At 47.7% G+C, this 18,472-nt stretch carries 15 protein-coding genes; 5 read left to right on the top strand and 10 right to left on the bottom strand.

Annotated features, from left to right (window positions below):
- Positions 1-26 precede the first annotated feature (26 nt).
- The 8 genes from BMW94_RS03840 to BMW94_RS03805 all read right to left on the bottom strand — a co-directional run bounded on the left by BMW94_RS03840 (position 27) and on the right by BMW94_RS03805 (position 9,152).
- On the bottom strand, positions 27-833 hold the full coding sequence (locus BMW94_RS03840; protein WP_090994672.1) for an ABC transporter ATP-binding protein: 807 nt from the start codon (positions 831-833) through the stop codon (positions 27-29).
- Between the two features lie 40 nt (positions 834-873).
- Positions 874-1,704 carry a nickel ABC transporter permease subunit NikC gene (nikC, locus tag BMW94_RS03835; RefSeq protein ID WP_090994668.1) on the bottom strand — a complete coding sequence of 277 codons (831 nt, stop codon included), beginning with the start codon at positions 1,702-1,704 and terminating at the stop codon, positions 874-876.
- Positions 1,701-2,645 carry a nickel ABC transporter permease subunit NikB gene (nikB, locus tag BMW94_RS03830; protein WP_090994666.1) on the bottom strand — a complete coding sequence of 315 codons (945 nt, stop codon included), beginning with the start codon at positions 2,643-2,645 and terminating at the stop codon, positions 1,701-1,703. The genes nikC and nikB overlap by 4 nt, the downstream gene beginning before the upstream one ends.
- A 75-nt stretch (positions 2,646-2,720) precedes the next feature.
- Positions 2,721-4,355 carry a nickel ABC transporter substrate-binding protein gene (nikA, locus tag BMW94_RS03825; RefSeq protein ID WP_090995152.1) on the bottom strand — a complete coding sequence of 545 codons (1,635 nt, stop codon included), beginning with the start codon at positions 4,353-4,355 and terminating at the stop codon, positions 2,721-2,723.
- A 450-nt stretch (positions 4,356-4,805) separates the two neighbouring features.
- Positions 4,806-5,843, bottom strand: a complete 1,038-nt coding sequence (locus tag BMW94_RS03820) for a glycoside hydrolase family 130 protein (protein ID WP_090994663.1) — start codon at positions 5,841-5,843, stop codon at positions 4,806-4,808.
- A 23-nt stretch (positions 5,844-5,866) separates the two neighbouring features.
- A complete protein-coding gene (locus BMW94_RS03815; RefSeq protein WP_090994660.1) occupies positions 5,867-6,706 on the bottom strand; it encodes a carbohydrate ABC transporter permease in 840 nt (279 codons plus the stop codon).
- Entirely contained in the window at positions 6,703-7,590 is an 888-nt protein-coding gene (locus BMW94_RS03810) for a carbohydrate ABC transporter permease (RefSeq protein WP_062323195.1), read from the bottom strand. The genes BMW94_RS03815 and BMW94_RS03810 overlap by 4 nt, the downstream gene beginning before the upstream one ends.
- A 248-nt stretch (positions 7,591-7,838) precedes the next feature.
- The gene (locus tag BMW94_RS03805) at positions 7,839-9,152 is read right to left on the bottom strand and encodes an ABC transporter substrate-binding protein (RefSeq protein ID WP_079695446.1); all 1,314 of its coding nucleotides are present in this window, start codon (positions 9,150-9,152) and stop codon (positions 7,839-7,841) included.
- 222 nt (positions 9,153-9,374) lie between these two features.
- On the opposite strand from BMW94_RS03805, the gene BMW94_RS03800 reads away from it, so the two are divergent.
- From BMW94_RS03800 to BMW94_RS03790, 3 genes are all read left to right on the top strand, one after another.
- Positions 9,375-10,556, top strand: coding sequence for an AGE family epimerase/isomerase (locus BMW94_RS03800; RefSeq protein ID WP_090994657.1), 1,182 nt, complete (start codon positions 9,375-9,377; stop codon positions 10,554-10,556).
- 2 nt (positions 10,557-10,558) lie between these two features.
- Positions 10,559-11,743: a glycoside hydrolase family 130 protein gene (locus BMW94_RS03795; RefSeq protein ID WP_090994655.1), complete on the top strand. Its 1,185-nt coding sequence runs from the start codon at positions 10,559-10,561 to the stop codon at positions 11,741-11,743.
- Positions 11,744-11,947: 204 nt separating this feature from the next.
- Complete coding sequence (locus tag BMW94_RS03790) at positions 11,948-12,961, top strand: LacI family DNA-binding transcriptional regulator (protein WP_090994652.1); 1,014 nt, start codon at positions 11,948-11,950, stop codon at positions 12,959-12,961.
- A 148-nt stretch (positions 12,962-13,109) separates the two neighbouring features.
- On the opposite strand, the gene BMW94_RS03785 is transcribed toward BMW94_RS03790, so the two are convergent.
- A complete protein-coding gene (locus BMW94_RS03785) occupies positions 13,110-14,537 on the bottom strand; it encodes a pectate lyase family protein (protein WP_090994650.1) in 1,428 nt (475 codons plus the stop codon).
- Between the two features lie 514 nt (positions 14,538-15,051).
- Between BMW94_RS03785 and BMW94_RS03780 the strand changes: the two genes are divergently transcribed.
- Entirely contained in the window at positions 15,052-16,272 is a 1,221-nt protein-coding gene (locus BMW94_RS03780; protein ID WP_090994648.1) for a Fic family protein, read from the top strand.
- Positions 16,273-16,351: 79 nt separating this feature from the next.
- On the opposite strand, the gene BMW94_RS03775 is transcribed toward BMW94_RS03780, so the two are convergent.
- Positions 16,352-16,867 (bottom strand): DUF2179 domain-containing protein, encoded by a 516-nt coding sequence (locus tag BMW94_RS03775; protein ID WP_053782622.1) that lies wholly within the window; start codon positions 16,865-16,867, stop codon positions 16,352-16,354.
- A gap of 350 nt (positions 16,868-17,217) precedes the next feature.
- Between BMW94_RS03775 and BMW94_RS03770 the strand changes: the two genes are divergently transcribed.
- Entirely contained in the window at positions 17,218-18,438 is a 1,221-nt protein-coding gene (locus BMW94_RS03770) for a Leu/Phe/Val dehydrogenase (protein ID WP_090994646.1), read from the top strand.
- The last annotated feature ends 34 nt before the right edge of the window (positions 18,439-18,472 follow it).

The following is an 18,472-nucleotide window of genomic DNA, read 5'->3' as shown; positions in this document are numbered from 1 at the left end:
TGAACGATTCAACTCATCTGTAATCGCTATCTTCCCAAAGACATACTAGGCCTCGCATTTAACAACATCCGTGTATACTCATGCTGCGGGTGATCGAACAGTCGGTACACATCCGCCTGCTCCACAATTCGACCCTTCTGCATAACCGCGACTTCATCCGCCATTTGCGAGATCACACCCAGATCGTGAGAGATGAGCAAGATGGATGTGCCGTATTCCGTACGTAGCCGATCCAATTCCTGAAGCACCTTCAACTGATTCACGACATCCAGTGCCGTCGTTGGTTCATCAGCAATAACCAGGGCCGGCCGCAGGCACATCGACATGGCGATCATCACCCGCTGCAACATGCCACCACTAAGTTGAAAGGGATATCGCTTCATCAGCTTGGCTGGCTCGGGCAGGTTCATATCTGCCAAGGCAGTAATAGCCTGCTCTCGGGCCGCTACTTTCGACATTCCCGAGTGTGTACGCAAGGTTTCAATGAATTGAGATCCAATCGTATATACAGGTGTAAAAGCATTCATCGGATTCTGCATAATAAATCCGATGTCCTTGCCTCGAATGCGTCGCATCTCCTCACCTGACAACGAGCCCAGCTCCCGTCCATTCAGACGGATGCTGCCCGATACCTCCATCCTGCGCGGATCAAGCAGATGGAGCAACGCGTTACATGTAACGGTCTTGCCGCTGCCGCTCTCGCCGACCAGACCGAAGACACGGCCTTTTTGCAATTCGAAATCAAGGGGCTCCAGTAACGGGACTGAACCCTCCACTGTTCTAAGATTCACCTGCAGACCACGAACTTCGAGTACCTTCGCTGCATCATCCACCGTTACCTTCACCCCTCATTTGCCTTCGATTCCGAACCAACTACCTTTTTGCAATGCCATAACGCTCGGATAACGCTTCTCCCAAGATGTTGAACGTAATGACGACCAGCAGAATCAATGCACCCGGGTAGATCATCAACTCCGGATGACTGCGAATATAACCTGTTCCTTCATGAATCATGGCGCCCCATTCTGCATTCGGGGGTTGAATACCAAGTCCCAGGAAGGACAGTGCAGATATATCCATAATCGCCCAACCCATCTCCAGCGTACCCATTACAACGATCGGACGCTGCACGTTGGGGATGATATGTCTGCGGATAATTGTCCACGAAGAGGAGCCGCTAATCCGTGCCGCTGCGATGAAGTTCCGTTCCTTCAGACTAACGACCATATTCCGGCAGATTCGTGCATAATACACCCACTGCACCATCATGAGGGCTAGAAGCACCTGCATTAGACCAGGACCAAAGATCCCCACAATGCCCAGCACCAGCACCAGATTCGGAAACGCCATAATGCCTTCACACAAGCGCATCAGCAGACTGTCCACCCAGCCACCAAGGTAACCAGAGATCGAACCTACAATGACACCAATGAGCAAAGACGACAGAAAGATCAGAGTAGCAAATCCAAGCGACACCCGCGCTCCATACATCAGTCTAGTAAGATTGTCGCGTCCCAGATGATCCGTTCCCAGCCAATGCTCAAGCGATGGACTCGCCAGCTTCTGTAACAGATTCACCTTCACAGGGTCATGAGGAGCAATCCATGGGGCAAGTATCGCCATCACGAAAAAAAGCAATAGGATCACCGAGCAGATCTGGATGGCTCTCTGTCCTTTAAATACCGCACGCCATTTATTTATCAATGTTCTGCCCGTCCTTTCGCTGAAATCCGTGGGTCCATAACGAGCTGCACCAGATCAACGAGCAGATTGCACCCGATGAACAGGCATGCCGCCAGGAAGACATAACATTGGATTACGGGGATATCCCGGTTAAATATCGCATCGACAAAATAACGCCCAAACCCCGGCCAGGAAAATACCTGCTCCACAATAATGGTGCCCGTGAGCAGCTTGCCCATACTCATCCCCATCCCCGTAATGAGGGGTGATATGGCGATTTTCAGGACATGTTTCAGCATGATGACTCGTTCGCGAATCCCGCGTGTTCTCGCATACTGTACATAGGTCTCCTGCAATTGCTCCAGTACACTTGAACGCAATAATCGGGTGTAGATCGCAATAAGAATCAAGGAGAGTGTAATCGTAGGCAGAACCAGATTCTCCCACGATCCACGCCCCTCCACAGGCAGCCAGTCCAATTTCACCGAGAAAAAGAAGATCAGCAGATAACCGAGCCAGAATTGCGGAATAGATGCTCCAAAATAGGAAATCGCACGGCTGACCATGTCAATCCAGCTATTCTTGTACACCGCGGCCAGTATTCCCAAAGGAATACTCACCAAAGCCGATAACAACATACTCCAGAAAGCCAATTCAGCTGTAGCTGGAAGCCTTAATTTCACTTCATCCCATACGGGTTTATTGGTGAGATATGAGGTGCCAAAGTCGAGCCGTGCAATCTTCTGAAGCGTATGCGCATATTGGGTCAATAAAGGCTGATCCAGACCGAACTCATGCCGCTTTTGCGCAAGCAGCTCCGGTGTTGGATAGATATGAGCGGCTGTCAGATACGCCTCGGCCGGATCAACCGGTGAGATATGAATAAGCGCAAAGGTAACGAGTGTAGCGATAAAAACGATAGGAATGATCGCGATCATTCGTTTACCAATATACCCGATCACCAAACGTTCCTCCCTTTTATCAAGCTACATGACCTTACCAAGGCCTTACCATTCCAAAATTAAAATAATTGCTACTTATTGATTGCCTAATTCAATACCCACAAACGGATTTTCATCACGGTTCGCCGGGAAAATAAAGTTGGAGATTTTCTTCTGATATACAGCTGTTTTCTTAATATAAGAGATTGGTACGATGGCCGATTGCTCCTGAAGTGTTTTCAGGATAGAGCCATATAACTCCTGGCGTTTCGTCTCGTCTGTAGATGATAGTGCTGCATGCACCTGATCGTCCAGTTCCTTTTTCATCGGCAACGCACTCAGGGTCTCGGAAATCCCGAATCCAGGGCTCGCTACAACGTTAATGAAGGAATGTGGATCATACGGCGCGCCATAGTTATACCAGAAATACAGGTCAAAATCATTGGCTTTTAAACGTTTGATCTGTACCGTCAGTTCCAATCCAGTGAGGTTCACTTTAACCCCCAGTTCGCTCCATTCTGCCTGAATGGTCTCAGCCATCGCTTTCTGAATCGGGTCCGTCTTGTCAAAAATCATCTCGAAATCAAGCTGCTGGCCGTCTTTCTCACGAACCGTCCCACCAGCCGGAAGCTTCCAACCCGCTTCATCCAGTAAAGCTTTGGATTTCTCCACGTCATACGTGATCGGTTCCAGGTCTACATTGGTGTATGGATAGTTTTTGGACAACACAGTATCGGCTGGTTCTTCCAATCCGGAAGTCACGCCTTCCACCATCGCTTTTTTGTTGAATCCTTGCTGGAGCGCCATCCGTACTCTGACATCGGACAGCTTTGGATTGGAAGAGTTCAGCAGCAGACTGCGTGTGCCCACCGGATCAGACAATTGGGTCACATATTTATCATTGTCACGCAGCTCCTGGAACGCATCCAGACTGATCATACCTTCACCATAGATCAGGTCGAGATCGCCTTTTTCAAAAGCAAGTACACGGGTTTCACCGTCAGGGATAATTTTGACCGTAATCTGATCCACCTTCGGTGCTGTTCCCCAATAATTCGGGTTACGTTTGAAAACAGCATATTCGTCCTGTTTGTAATCAGCCAGCATCCACGGGCCAGTACCCACCGGCTCTTTGATGCCTTGAGATGTATCCCCGTCATCCGGGAATCCGGCTTCGCCCAGGAAGCGGAAAGGACGGACTACAGACAAGTCCTGAAGCACAGGATAATACGGCTCTGTGAGTGTCAACCGGAAAGTATGGTCGTCCACAACCTCCGTCTTGTCGAGCACACCTACAATGCCCAGCCAGCTATGTGTATCTTTATTTTTCATTACAGCATCAAAATTCTTTTTCACAATCTCAGCATTAAATGGCGTACCATCTGAGAATTTCACACCTTGGCGAAGCTTGAATGTATATACCTTGCCGTCATCGGAGATGGTCCATGATTCTGCCAGCGCAGGTTCCAGTTTTCCGTCCTTCTGGTAACTGATCAGCGGCTCATAGAGCATCGATTGGGCAAATAATTGCGAAGGATTGTACGTGTGCGGATTCATTGTACCGATATCACGTGGCCATGACATCGTAATCGACTTCGTAGACGTTTGATCCGAAGCAGCAGATGAGGATTCATCTCCACTTCCTGTATTGCTGCAGCCCACGATAACCAATAGCAACAAGAGCATGGTTGCCAGCGTCAGGGCCGAAGATTTTCGATGTTGTACAGACATGGATGTAGAACCCCTTTTCTCTATTTTATGATAATGATTATCATATTCATCCATTAAGAATAGGCAGGAGACCTCCTTTTGTCAACATAATTCGACATTGTATGTATCACTACTAAATATGCCAAAAAAGCCCTTCCTGTAGGAGGAAGAGCCTCTCGACCTGAATATGAATCACAACTGCAAAAATAAGTTCCACAATAATCTGCTATTCCTTGTTCACAGCATGGAAATCACGATAGTACATATGCAGATATATTACTGAAATCCATCTTCACATACGCCTTCTTATTTCTCGTTTAAACTTCTACAGCGATGCTCTCATAGAACCGGCGAATCACCTGCTCAGCAGGGTTACCGTAAACTCCGTATCCGTCCCTGCAATGAACATCTCACAGTCTCCCCTTCCACTCATCCAGTCAAATGTAAATTCCTTGATGTACTCCATATGCATTACAGCTTGCCTTCCTCACGGTCTCCGGCAATGACTTCATCAGTCTCGATAACGTACTTCACGATCTCTTCGACAGTGGTATAAGCCACTCCAACGTATGTGTCGGCTGCACCATAATAGATGGCGATCCGTCCTGTCTGCGCATCATGCAATGTGGCGCACGGGAAGACGACATTGTCTACAAAACCTTGCTCCTCATACCATTTTTCCGGTGTCAGTACAAAGTTGGAGGAACGATATTTTACTTTCGATGGCTCATCCAGATCCAGAATGACCGCACCCATGCTGTAGACAAAACCATTACAAGTCCCGGTTACGCCGTGGTAGAACATCAGCCAGCCTGCAGACGTTTCAATCGGTGCGGGACCGCCGCCAATTTTGACCGATTGCCACCAGCCTTGACCACCTTTGCTCATGACATGACGGTGCTTGCCCCAGTACACGAGATCCGGGCTTTCGCTCAGAAAAATGTCTCCGAACGGCGTATGTCCGCTGTCGCTTGGTCTGGACAACATCACATAGTTATCATTGATTTTGCGCGGAAACAACACGCCATTACGATTGAACGGCAGCATCGGATTTTCGAGACGGACAAACGTTTTGAAATCTTCCGTCTTCGCCAAGCCCAGCGCTGCACCGTAGAAATTGGTACACCAGATGATGTAATACGTATCTTCCACTTTCACCAGACGTGGGTCATATGCATAGTTCGGCATAAAGGGATCGCCCTTCTCATCCACAAAGGCAATACGTTTCTCTTCAATATTCCACTTCAGGCCATCCTCACTGGATCCCATGTGCAGGTGTGGACGTCCATTAATGGTTTCTGCGCGGAATACTCCGATGAATTTCCCCTCATAAGGAATCACCGCACTGTTGAAAATACGGGCAACTCCCTTGACCGGGTTACGCGGCACAATCGGGTTGGCGGAGTGTCTCCATACCGGACCTTCCGTTCCCTCCGGTTTATCCTCCCATGGCATATTTGGCAATTCCTCGCCAACAATGTGTACATTTTTCGTATCGACAACTGTCATCGTTTCATTTCTCCCCTTGTTTTTTATTTAACAGAGCCTTGTGCGAAGCCGTTGTAGATGTACTTCTGTAGCAGCAGGAAGATGATCATCGTTGGAATGATGGCGATCATGATGCCTGCGCTTATAACCTCCCACTGTGATCCGAATGGCCCCTTGAATTTGAACAAAGCCGTGGATATGACCTCCAAGTCTGTCTTGGGCATGTACAGGAACGGTGTGTAAAAATCGTTGTAGATGTTGACACCCTTCACGATAATGACCGTTACAATCGCAGGTTTCAGGAGTGGCAAAATGATCTTCCAATAGATTGTGAAGTAGGAAGCGCCGTCCAGCATGGCGGATTCATCCAATGCATTCGAGATGGAACCCAGGAATTGCAGGAAGATATATACCGCGATGATATCTGTACCAAGGTACATCACAATGGCTGCCCATCGGGTATTGAACAGGTCGAGCGCATTGATGATCTGGAATGTGGCGACCTGTGTCGTTACACTTGGGATTAACGTGGCGAGCAGAAACGCGGCGACCATAATCTTTTTACCTTTGAATTTAAAACGATCCAGCACATACGCGATCATGGAACCTGTTAACGTGGCACCCACGATGGAGATGATCAGGATGATAATCGTATTTTTGAAACCGACCAGCATGTTGCCGTCCACAAAAGCCTTGGTATAGTTCGCAAAGTTCAGCCAGTTGGCTGGTGGGGCTAGCGGACTGCTTGTCGCATATTCTGCATTGGTTTTGAGCGATGCAAACAGCACCACAACGATGGGTACAAGCGCAATGAACGCTGCGAGAATGAGTGAAGCATATTTAAATATGCTTGCAAGGGTATATTTGAATGGTTGCACGTTCATTCCTCCCCTTTCATGGTGACACGCTGAACCAGCGTAACAAGAATGACAATAAACAACAGCACAACAGCCATTGCCGATGCCAAGCCCAGCTTGCCGTACTTAAATGCCAAGTGAACGGTCTGAATCACAAATGTCTCACTGCCATTGGAACCGTCTGTCATAATGTATGGAATATCGAACGCACTGATTGCGCCGCTAATCGCCAAAATCAGGTTGAGCTGCAGGATACGCGTAATGCTCGGCAGGATGATATGGCGGAACTGCTGCCAGCGATTGGCTCCGTCAATATCCGACGCTTCATAGACATCCTTTTGAATGGAAGAGATCGCACCCAGGAAGATAATGAAGTTAAAACCCATGTATCTCCATACCGATGCGCCTGCGAGCGACACGTTAATAATGTTCGGATTCCCAAGCCAGAGCTGGGTGTACTGCCCAAGACCGACAGCCTGCATAAGTGTATCGAGGGTCCCGTCCGGTTTGAAGAAAAAGAGGAAGATAAATCCTATGGCTACGCCATTCAGCAGATAGGGGAAGAACAATATGCCTTTGAAAAAGTTTTTGCCGCGGATTTTGAAGCTTAGAATCGTTGCAAAGTAGAGGGCCAGACCCATTTGTACGAAGGTAGCCACAAAATAATACAAACTGACAATAAACACTTTAAAATACTCAGGGTCACTGAATATCCGCGTGTAGTTCTCAAACCCCACATAGTCGAACCTTTTGCTGTATCCGTTCCAATCGGTGAAGCTGTATTTGAACATATTAATGACAGGCAAATAAGCAAACGTGAACAGCAGTGCCAGCGGAATGATCGAGAAGGCACAGATGATAAATATGCGTTGCGCTGAATAGCCCCAATTCGAAATCTTCAAGTATTTCATGCTCTCCACACCTCCAAGCGGTTCTGCCGCTTTTATATCGAAAGACTCCCGTCCAATGAACAAATCCGGCTGGATAATCAACCACCGAAGGTGACATTTCACATCCGATATGCTGCTTCCAGATGCAAAATGCCGTAGGAAAAGGGGAGACCCTCTCCCCTCAGCCAAGGCGTGGTGCCTCGCTGTATTTCAGCGGTGGTCGGCCAACAGGTAGCGCCTTTACAGATCGATGAATCCCCGCAATCTGCTTATTTCGCCAGTTCTGTCCGCGCTTTAACCCATTTATCATTCAGATCCTTCATGATGTCATCGTACGATTCGCTGCGATTACCGATGGCAGCTTCGATAATGCGTTTCTTGAAGTCAGGCTGCCAGAGGCCAATCTCGCCTTCGTTGTCGATTTTGTCAACCAGACCTTCCTGTCCTTCTTTGGCAGGAGTCAGTGTGGAGAATGTAACGTCTTTGTATTGATCCAAAATCGGTGGCAATTCCGCATTTTTGTCTGCGCTCATGCCTCCGCCTTGCTCAACCGCATAGTTTGATTTCGCGAGGAACCAGTCAATCCAGGCTTTCGCAGCAGGTTTGTTCTCGCTATTCACGTTCATGCCGATGTTATAGTCTGCTGCGAGTGGAACGACAACATCACTTGCATTCGTAGGAAATGGCAAGAATCCGATATTATCCGGTGTATCCGTCAAGCCTTGAATTTGGGTAATCGCCCAAGATCCAAGCGCCATCGTTGCAATTTTCCCGTTTGCCAGATCAGCCTTGGAGCTTTCCCAGTCGGTTGTGGTCGGATCTTTCTCAATCAGCCCATTCTTGGCTGCATCATAAAGCACTTTGTACAATTCATAGTGCGGCTTGCCAGCCACAAAATTTTCATCCGTGTTCGGTTGGTCAATGTTTACGTAGTCCACACTGCCTGCAACCGTCGGCAGATCTGCTTCCCATTGTGTCAAAGCCCAGCCGGAGGCATAGTTGGTGTACAGTGGAATCGCGTCCGTATTGTCTTTCACCAGTTGCAGTGCAGCCTGGAATTGCTCAGGCGTTTTGGGAACTTCCGCAATGCCAGCGTCCTTGAACACCTGCTTGTTATAGATGATGCCAGAGAACGTGATAACGGTTGGAATTCCGTATATCTGGCCGTCCACCATACGTTCTTCGATGCCTGTGTACTTCTCCTTCAACTCATCGTACGTGCCCAGCGGTTCAAAAAAGTCCGGAATGTCGGCAATCGGTACGCTGGTGGGAATCATCAGCACGTCACCATAATCTTTGGTACTCATACGAATCTTCACTTGTCCCTCATAATCGGCCAGTGCCTGGAAGTTTACTTTGACATCCGGGTATTCCTTATTGAACTCCGCGGCGTAATCTTTGAATACGCTATCAACAATATCTGTACGCTGCGTGAGAACGGTGATTTCACCCTTAATATCCGCAGGATCTGTACTGATTTCCTCTCCTGCCTGTGGAGATCCACCCCCGGAAGAGCAAGCGGCGAGCAGAGAAGTGATGAGCAGCATGGTAAGCAGAAGCATCCAGCCTTTGTTTTTTCGCAATTGGTTCTACCCCTTTTCTAAGTTAATTTAAGTTATCGTTAAGGTTACAAAATAAATTTTATTATGGTAACGTTTACCTGTCAATTAAATTATTTATTACTTAATCATACTTTTTCTTGCGGGACTCGTTGACAACGTATTTTCCCGACACTAATATTAATCAATAAAGTTAACGTTAACTTAAATATAATTGAATCCTGTACTTTGAAGGAGCGCTCACTTATGACTCACACCAATGACCTTAGAACTGAAATAAAAGAACACTGGGAAGGTCATATTCTGCCATTCTGGTCTGCCCTCAAGGATCATAACAACGGCGGATTCTACGGCTGGGTCGGTAATGACCTTCAGGTCGATCCACTCGCTCCCAAGGGTGGAATCGCCACGGCACGACAATTATGGTCCTTTGCAGCAGCCTACCGGGTAACCGGAAATGAACTCTGGCGTGATCACGCTGAACATGCTTACCGTTTTCTTGTGGACCATGTGATGGATACGGAGTATGGCGGCATGTACTGGATGGTGGATGCCAAAGGAGAACCAATGGACACAAGCAAACATGTGTATACGCAATCCTTCGGCGTCTACTCACTGAGTGAGTACTATCGTGCCACCGGGGATACATCTGCTTTGGAACTTGCGAAAACGCTTTTCTCTCTGATTGAGGATCAAGGACTGAATGCAGAACTCCCTGCATACAAGGAACAATTTGACCGCTTCTGGAATGAACAGCCCAATGAGATGCTGAGCGAGAATGGTGTGATTGCGGATTACACGATGAATACACATATTCACGTGTTGGAGGCCTACACCACACTCTACCGAGTGTGGCCAGATCAGCAGGTGAAGACGGCGCTGGAACGCCTGCTCGGTATCTTATATGAACGGGTGTATGACAAGGACACGAAGTTTCTCAGGGTATTTTTCAACAAGGATTGGGACTCCATCATCGATCTGCGTTCATTCGGGCATGACATTGAAGCCAGCTGGCTGATCGACGAAACGTTGAAAGTGCTTGGTCTGGATCAACACCCGGAGTATTCTGCGATGGTTACGGATATTGCCTATAACATTTCCAATGTGGCTGTAGAGGCCGATGGCTCCCTAATGAATGAACAAGAGGGCGATCATGTGGATGAGAAACGGATATGGTGGGTTCAGGCCGAGGCGATGGTCGGATTCTATAATGCCTATGAACGTACAGGTGATCCTTTGTTTTTGGAGAGAGTGGAACGCTTGTGGACGTATACGAAGGAACATATTATTGATCACCGTGCTGGCGGGGAATGGCACTGGTCGGTAGACGGAAACGGCACATCGGATCAAAGCGAAATCGCCGGACCGTGGAAATGCCCTTATCACAATAGCCGATTCTGCATTGAACTAATGGAGAGGATGGGATAACGATGATACACCCCAAATACAATGAATTATTGGAGCAACAGGAGCAGCTGCTTACGCGGCAAAATGAAATTGACTCTTCCTTCTACAATGGCGTATATGATCGGTACCGTTATCCGGTAATCACACGCCATCATGTACCGCTGCACTGGAGATTTGATCTGGACGAAACGACGAACCCCCACTTCATGGAGCGTCTGGGCATTAACGCTACGCTTAATCCGGGGGCCATCTATTTCAATGGCAAATACGTAATGGTCATCCGTACCGAAGGATTGGACCGCAAATCCATCTTTGCCCTAGCTGAAAGTGATAACGGCATCGACGGATTTCGCTTCACGGGCAAACCCTTAGTGTGGGAAGATATCGATGCCGACGAAACCAACCAGTATGATATGCGATTGGTTCAGCATGAAGATGGCTGGATCTATGGTATCTACTGCTCGGAGCGCAAAGACCCGGAAGCTCCGGCATTTGATACATCCAGTGCAGTAGCCCAGGCCGGACTTGTGCGGACACGCGATCTGCTCAGCTGGGAGCGTCTGCCCAACATCACGACCAACTCCCCTCAACAGCGAAATGTTGTATTGCACCCCGAATTTGTAGAGGGTAAATATGCGTTCTATACACGGCCTCAAGACGGATTCATCTCCACAGGCAGCGGCGGCGGGATTGCCTTTGGTCTGTGCGATGATATTCTGAATCCTGTGATTGAGGAAGAGACCATCATCGATGAACGGAAATATCATACGGTATACGAAGTGAAAAACGGCCAGGGTCCTGCTCCGCTCAAAACGGATCGTGGCTGGATTCACATTGCCCACGGGGTGCGCAATACGGCAGCAGGTCTTCGCTATGTGCTGTACACGTTTGCCACGGATCTGAATGATCCGGCACGCATCATCTCCAAGCCGGGCGGACATTTCATTGCTCCTTATGACGACGAGCGCGTAGGCGATGTATCCAATGTTATTTTTTGCAACGGAGCGGTGGTCAACGAACAGGGTAAGGTCTTCATTTATTACGCATCCAGCGATACCCGCTGTCATGTAGCCACAACGACGCTGGATAAACTGGTCGATTACACCTTCAATACTCCGGCTGATCCGTACCGTTCCCTGGATTGTGCCAGCCAGCGCGGTGACCTGATTGAGCGGAATGAGAAGCTTCTCCAAAAGCAATTGGTTTAAAACCGAAGATCAGCCTTCAGGCGGAAAATGCGGCATGCTGAAAAATTAGCGCAGCGCTAACCAGAATTTCTTTATTCCATGTGGGTAACGATGTATACTAATATGGATTGTTGTTATGTTTGAAGGAAGCGCTAACCATAATGACAGCACATTGTACGTAAACCGGCTTGAAGGAGGCGACCAAAGCTGAAGAACAATATCACCATGCGGGATATCGCCGACAAGCTCGGAGTTAGCAGTGTGACGGTCTCGAAAGCATTAAATGATAAAGATGGCGTCAGTGACGAATTGAAGGAAAAAATTAAAGTGCTTGCCGTTCAGATGGGCTATCGGTATAACGCCGCGGCTCGTTCGATGAAGGAAGGCTTGACTCATAATATTGGTGTGATTATCCCGGAGCGTTTTACCGGACCTACACAATCGTTCTATGTACGTGTATTCCAGCGCATCACCAAACATCTGGAGGATCAGGGATACTACGGTATTCTGCATATTCTGAATGTGGAGGACGAAGAGGAATTAATACTACCGAAGCTCTATAGTGACAACAAAGTGGATGGTTTCATTGTGCTTGGACAAGTCAGCAAGGAATATATCGAGCTGGTCCAGTCGATGGAGGTACCCAAAATGTTTCTCGATTTCTACGATGAGCATTCTGATATTGATTCTGTCGTTACCGATAACTTTTACGCTGCTTATGAGCTGACCAACGTTCTGGTACAGCAGGGACACCGCCGCATCGCTTATGTGGGGAATCTCTATTCTACTAGCAGCATTCAGGACCGGTTCCTCGGTTATTACAAATCATTGCTGGAGCATCGGTTGCCGATGAATCCGGATCTTGTGCTTAATGACCGCGATGAGCGAGGTACGTTTATTGAAATTGATCTGCCAGCGCAGCTGCCTACGGCATTTGTATGTAACTGTGATCAGGTGGCCCATCTGCTCGTTCAGAAGCTAACTTCCCTGGGTATTGAGGTGCCTGCACAATGCTCCGTGGTTGGGTTCGATAATGATATTTATGCCACACTCTCCGAGCCCAAATTAACTACGGTTGAGGTCGATGTGGAACAGATGGCGCGTACTGCGGTTCATTCCATGCTCAAAAAGATTGATAACCCGAGTCGCAGCTTCGGCCGCGTACATGTGAAGGGTAATATCATTTATCGTGATTCGGTAACTGCTGCACCTGCCCTTTCGGATGACGTATCTAACTAAAAAGGAACGAAGATTCCCCGTTCCACAAAAAGAGTGCTCCCGGCCATTACGGCTGCAGGAGCACTCTTTGCTTATGAAAAAACGATAAAGCGGCTTGAAATCCTTGTAGTTACAGCCACTCGTTTCAACACCGGATTTGTGTTGCTGCCTAGTAACTCGTCTTCAGCCAGTTGTCTTTGGACCAGGTTAATTTGCCAGCACCAGCGCCACTAGTTCCAGTAAGTCGTGCATTCAGCGTCGCTGGATCATCGGTAGTGTAGCTGTAAGGAAGTGCCGAGAATCCGTTCCAGGAGAAAGCTTTCACTGCGGCCGGAACCGGGCTGAGCGGACTGCCGGATGTATCACTGTTTCCACGGAATGAGCTTCCATCCAGAGAATACATCGTGTCAGTCACCTTAATTTTACCTGTATATGTTGCGTCGGCAGGGTCCGTCTGGTTATTGCGGACCGGGAACAGTACGTCTTTGATCACCGATTTTTCGACCAGTACTGCACCATCTTCAGTGGAAATCGCTCCGTTGCCGATGATATCAAAATGATACCCTTTGGACGATATCGCCGTTGCCATTGCCGAAGTGATTCTGGATTTGGCCGCACGTGCCCCCGTTGCATCCATCACAATATTGTAGGCGTGTGCATTGCCTCCGCGCAGGCGAGGCATGCGATCCTGGATATCTTTGTACAGGTTATGGTGCAGGGTCATGGACAGATTGGCATTGGCCGATTCGAAGCTGGTTGAGCCCACCAGATGACCTTTTTTCTGAGGAGATGAAATGGCAATGATATCGGCTTTGCTGAGCCCAACCTCGCTGCTGCGCAGGTAGTTGTACATCGGATAGGAAGCCTTGTTCGCTTCCAACTCGTTAATCTGCTGGGTAACCCAGCTGTTTGAGCTGCCGTCATCCCCTTTGAAGAGGGACCAGGAAATGGTCACGCCGCTGGTTCCTTTTTTTGAATCGACAAGCCCGTCATAGGCTTTATTGAATGTGCAGTGATCAATCCACACGTTACTGTTCTCTTCAAGGGTGATGTAATCCCAGTCGTTTTTGTCGTAGTCGCCTTTGGTCGCTTCATCCCATTCCCATAACTCATCGAATTCGAGGTTGCGGATAATGACGTTGGAACTGCGTTTGACGCTGATGGCACCATGCTTGATCTTGGCCCCGTTGGCTGAGAAAATGGTCAGGCCATTGAAGCTATCGATGGTCAGCTTGCTGACACCTGTTTGTTTCAGCACAGGATGAGTCAGTGCATCATTATGCTTGGCAAAAGGCGATGTCTGTGCAGCGCTCGGAATTTCGTTCCATCCCAGATTCAGGTCGTTCATAATCTCGACGACTTTGACACCGGAGTTCTTTTTCAGCGCCGCAGCGAGATCCGTTGCATTGTATACCTTCTTATACTTGGACGTATCCGATTCGCTGATGGTACCTCCACCCGTATTCCCTTGGGAGAAACCTGTGAGATTGTAATCTGCATTGCCTGCTGCCTGTACACTTGTCGGTCCAGACAGTAGGGTGAAGCCCAACGTCAGAGCCAGCGCGGCACTGCACCATGTCCGAATTTTGCTTTTCATGAAACCATTCCTCCCTGATTATAATGATTACGACCGTCCATCTCTGCCATTCGCATGTCACGAAGGACTTGTCCTCAATGTAAATGTTGGGAGGAATTACAACAATAATCCTTATCTCAGATTCTATGTATATGTGATCTTATCTTCAGGGATTGTACCGTATGCAACCTGGCATCGTTCGCACTTAACTTATGTGTAGGGCTCTTCTACCATAATTGAACGATTACTTAAGATTGTTTGAGAATATTATCTATTATTCAAGTCTAAACTATGAATATCCTGGAGGTGTTCATTCAATGTATGTCACTTGCCCTTCCTGTAGTAAAGAAGTCAAAATTAAAAAAAATGGCCACGGCAGATGTACTTGTGGTGCCCACATAAAGGTTATAAATGATAAATAACCACTCCATCACTTCATTCTATTTATAAAAATAAGCTCATTTTTATAAATAGATATGTACATTTCGCTTTTTATATGTAAAAATCTCTTTAATTATAGATAAGAGGTGATGGAATGAGGTATATTCATAAAATTTATCATGAGAAAAGTGCCAGTGAATTTAACACTACATATCAACAGAGATTCAATTATGAGTCAACAGTTCGTATGGGGCTAAAAATAAAACCAATGAACCAGCCAAATGAATATGAGCTTTACTATGTTCCCACTAACCACTTGTTAACCCTCGTCAACAATATCCATCTCATATCTCGAGAGTTTCAGAAAACGTTTGAACAGCTCCCTACGGTAGCTCAACAGCAATTTATTAATGAGTGCTTGGTAGAAGAACTATACAATACCAATGATTTGGAAGGAGTAAGGAGTTCACGCGAAGAGATCGCAAGAAGCACGAAAGAGATTCAATTAAAAAGAAAATCTAAAAACAGGTTTGACAGTATGATTAAATCTTATTTGGCTCTATTAAACAATGAAATGAAGTACCCCGGTTCACCCCAAGATATAAGACAAATCTATGATGAGATTACAAATGGCGAGATTGACTCGAGCGAATTACCCGATGGCGAAATTTTCAGAGAAGAAGCAACCTATATTTATAAAAAATCGGGCAGCGGAAAGATTATTCACCAGGGAATGACACCAGAAAAAGAAGTTTATCGTGCAATAGAACAGTTATTAAACTTTATGAATACCCATGACGAGATTCCGCTGATGATTAGAGTGGCCGTTGGCCATTATTTCTTTGGTTATATCCACCCATTCTATGACGGTAATGGCAGAAGTTCTCGCTTCATTAGTAGCTTATATTTGATAGAGGTACTTGGTGAGATCGGTACACTGTCACTATCTAGAGGGTGCAATACGTATAGGAACAAGTACCTGGAGACTTTCGAGATTATAAATAGTATTAAGAGTCGGGGCGAAATGAATTATTTTATTGAATCTTTCCTTGAAATTATTCTTGAAACGCTTAGCAAAATGAGTGGAGAGTTAAAAGAAAAAATTGAATTACTTAAAATTACTGAGAACAAACTGTCTAAAGATTACAGACTTAAAGATAAAGATGCCATATATCGCCATATCATGTTTATCTTAGCCCAAAACCATTTCTTTGTTACAGAAAACGGACTGACCATCAAAGAATTGGCTGAAATTTTAAATAAATCCGAAATGACAATCCGCAAAACAATCAAAGAATTGCTACAAGTATCTCTTATTGATAAAAACGGTGAGAAACCAGCGTATTATTCAATTAGTCGAAAATACTTTGAATGATAACTTTATCTGAAAATTTAACAAATGTTATATTTACAACTGAAAAGCAGGCCTGCACCTGCTGCAGACCTGCCATAATTTATCTTTTGATGGAACGTGTCCAGAACCCACCATGGAACTGTTTGGGCTCAACGGTGATGACAAATGCTTTGGGATCAAGCTCCAGAATCGTCTGATACAGCAGTTTCTGGTTTTTGCGTTTCGCCAAAATCTCCATAACCAGCCGATCTCCGTCACGTCCACTACCAACCCAGGCGGTCACGCCATATCCTTTATCCCGCAAGGCATTCGCTACATCCCCGCCCATCTGGTTACAAATAACCTTGACGGTAACGTAACCGAGTGCAATCTTCTCTTCAATCCAGGCACCCAGCAATACCCCTAGCCCGTAACCAACAGCATATACAATTAACGCAGACGGCTGGGTCAGATATTTGAGCACCAGATTCAGGCCGAGTACGTAGATCACAATTTCGCCCATACTGATGAGCGCAGCAATATATTTCTGTCCTTTGAGCGTCAGAATCATCCGAAGTGTATACGCGGATACATACACAATCTGGATCAAAAAGATAAATACCAATATTTTAAACAATCGCAATCCCTCTTTCCTGACTTTCACAACGGAATGGGCCGTTTGTTGCGCGCCTTCTTTCCGCTTCCTCTGCATGTCATTAACGCTTCTGTACGTTTACTCTATCTCCATCATTGGACGTTATGCGGTCATTTTAAACGGTTCAACGTAAATTGGACTGCATTTCCTATACTCTGCCCACTGGCAAGCCGGAACTGCCATTATAGATCCCTTTCTGCGCATTATCAACCCGGCGTGAGATCCAGGGGCGAAAATCGGCGTGACTGAATATGCTGAACCAACAGCAATTGGATTGAGGCGTACAGCCAAACAGGTTCGGGAAACGACGGCTACCAAAAGGGGGAACTGTCATGCAATTGTGGCACGAGATGCAGCGGGAAGGTATGGAAGAACTCATATTTTGCCATGATCCACGCAGCGGGCTTAAAGCCGTCATCGCCATCCATAGTACAGTGCTGGGTCCCGCACTCGGGGGATGCCGCTGCTGGACATATGCATCGGAGGAAGAAGCGGTTCGGGATGCCATCAAACTCGCGAAGGGCATGACCTACAAATCCGCAGTCTCCGGCCTGCCTTATGGCGGGGGCAAAGCCGTGGTGTGGGATGTGCCCGCAGAACTGGTCATCCAACCGGGTGAGGCCAGCCCAAACAACAAACTGAATCCCAGAAAAGGCAAACAGGACGTTGGAACCCATACGAACATCATTAAAGGTATGGATACATCGGGCAAATTAGATAAGGGATTAGATAAAGCGGCATTTAAAAACAACTCATCAGCTTCCCGGCGTGCCGAAACGTTCCGTTCTCTGGGACGCTATCTGGAACGAATGAACGGACGATATGTGACGGGCCTGGATCTGGGCACTACGGCGGCAGATATGGACCAGATCGGGCAGGAGACGGTACATGTGACGGACACGACTGGATCACTTGGTGCACAGGATGATTTCACAGCCGAGATGACCGCCTACGGTGTATATACTGGCATTGTGACATCTCTGCGTCACCAAGGCATCGATGCCTTGCAGGGCATTTCCGTTGCCGTCCAGGGACTGGGCAAGGTCGGGTATGCCCTGTGCCGTTACCTGCATGCAGCCGGGGCACGGCTGATTGTGGCAGACGTTGTACCGGAGCGTGTACAACGTGCCCTTCTGCAGTTCAGCGGCGCCACCTCGGCCGATCCGGCCCATATTCACGCCGCTGACTGCAAGGTGTTCGCCCCCTGTGCCCTAGGGGGCGTATTGACCCCGGCAACGGTGGAGGAGCTGCGCTGCTCCACCGTTGCCGGGGCGGCGAACAACCAGCTCAGCCACCGGGAGCTGGTTGTTCGCCGCTTGCAGGCGCGCGGCATCCTGTACGCGCCTGACTATGTGCTCAACGCAGGCGGAATCATCAGCACCGCCTACGAGCTGGAGGGCGCAGGGCCCGACCTGATCCGCCAAAAGGTGGCGGGGATTGCGGGCACGCTGTCCAAGGTCTATGCGATAGCAGAGCAGTCTGTCCTCTCCACGGCGGATGCAGCCGATCAGCTGGCAGAGGCTGTCCTGCAAAGCGGAAAACCCCATGCTTAGCATACCGATACCGATTTAACACACTAATTCAATC

This window comes from Paenibacillus sp. OK003 (assembly GCF_900109515.1).
GTDB classification, from domain to species: Bacteria; Bacillota; Bacilli; order Paenibacillales; family Paenibacillaceae; genus Paenibacillus; species Paenibacillus marchantiae.
Note: the sequence above shows the minus strand (reverse complement) of the source record. Positions and strands in the feature narration are given on the sequence as shown.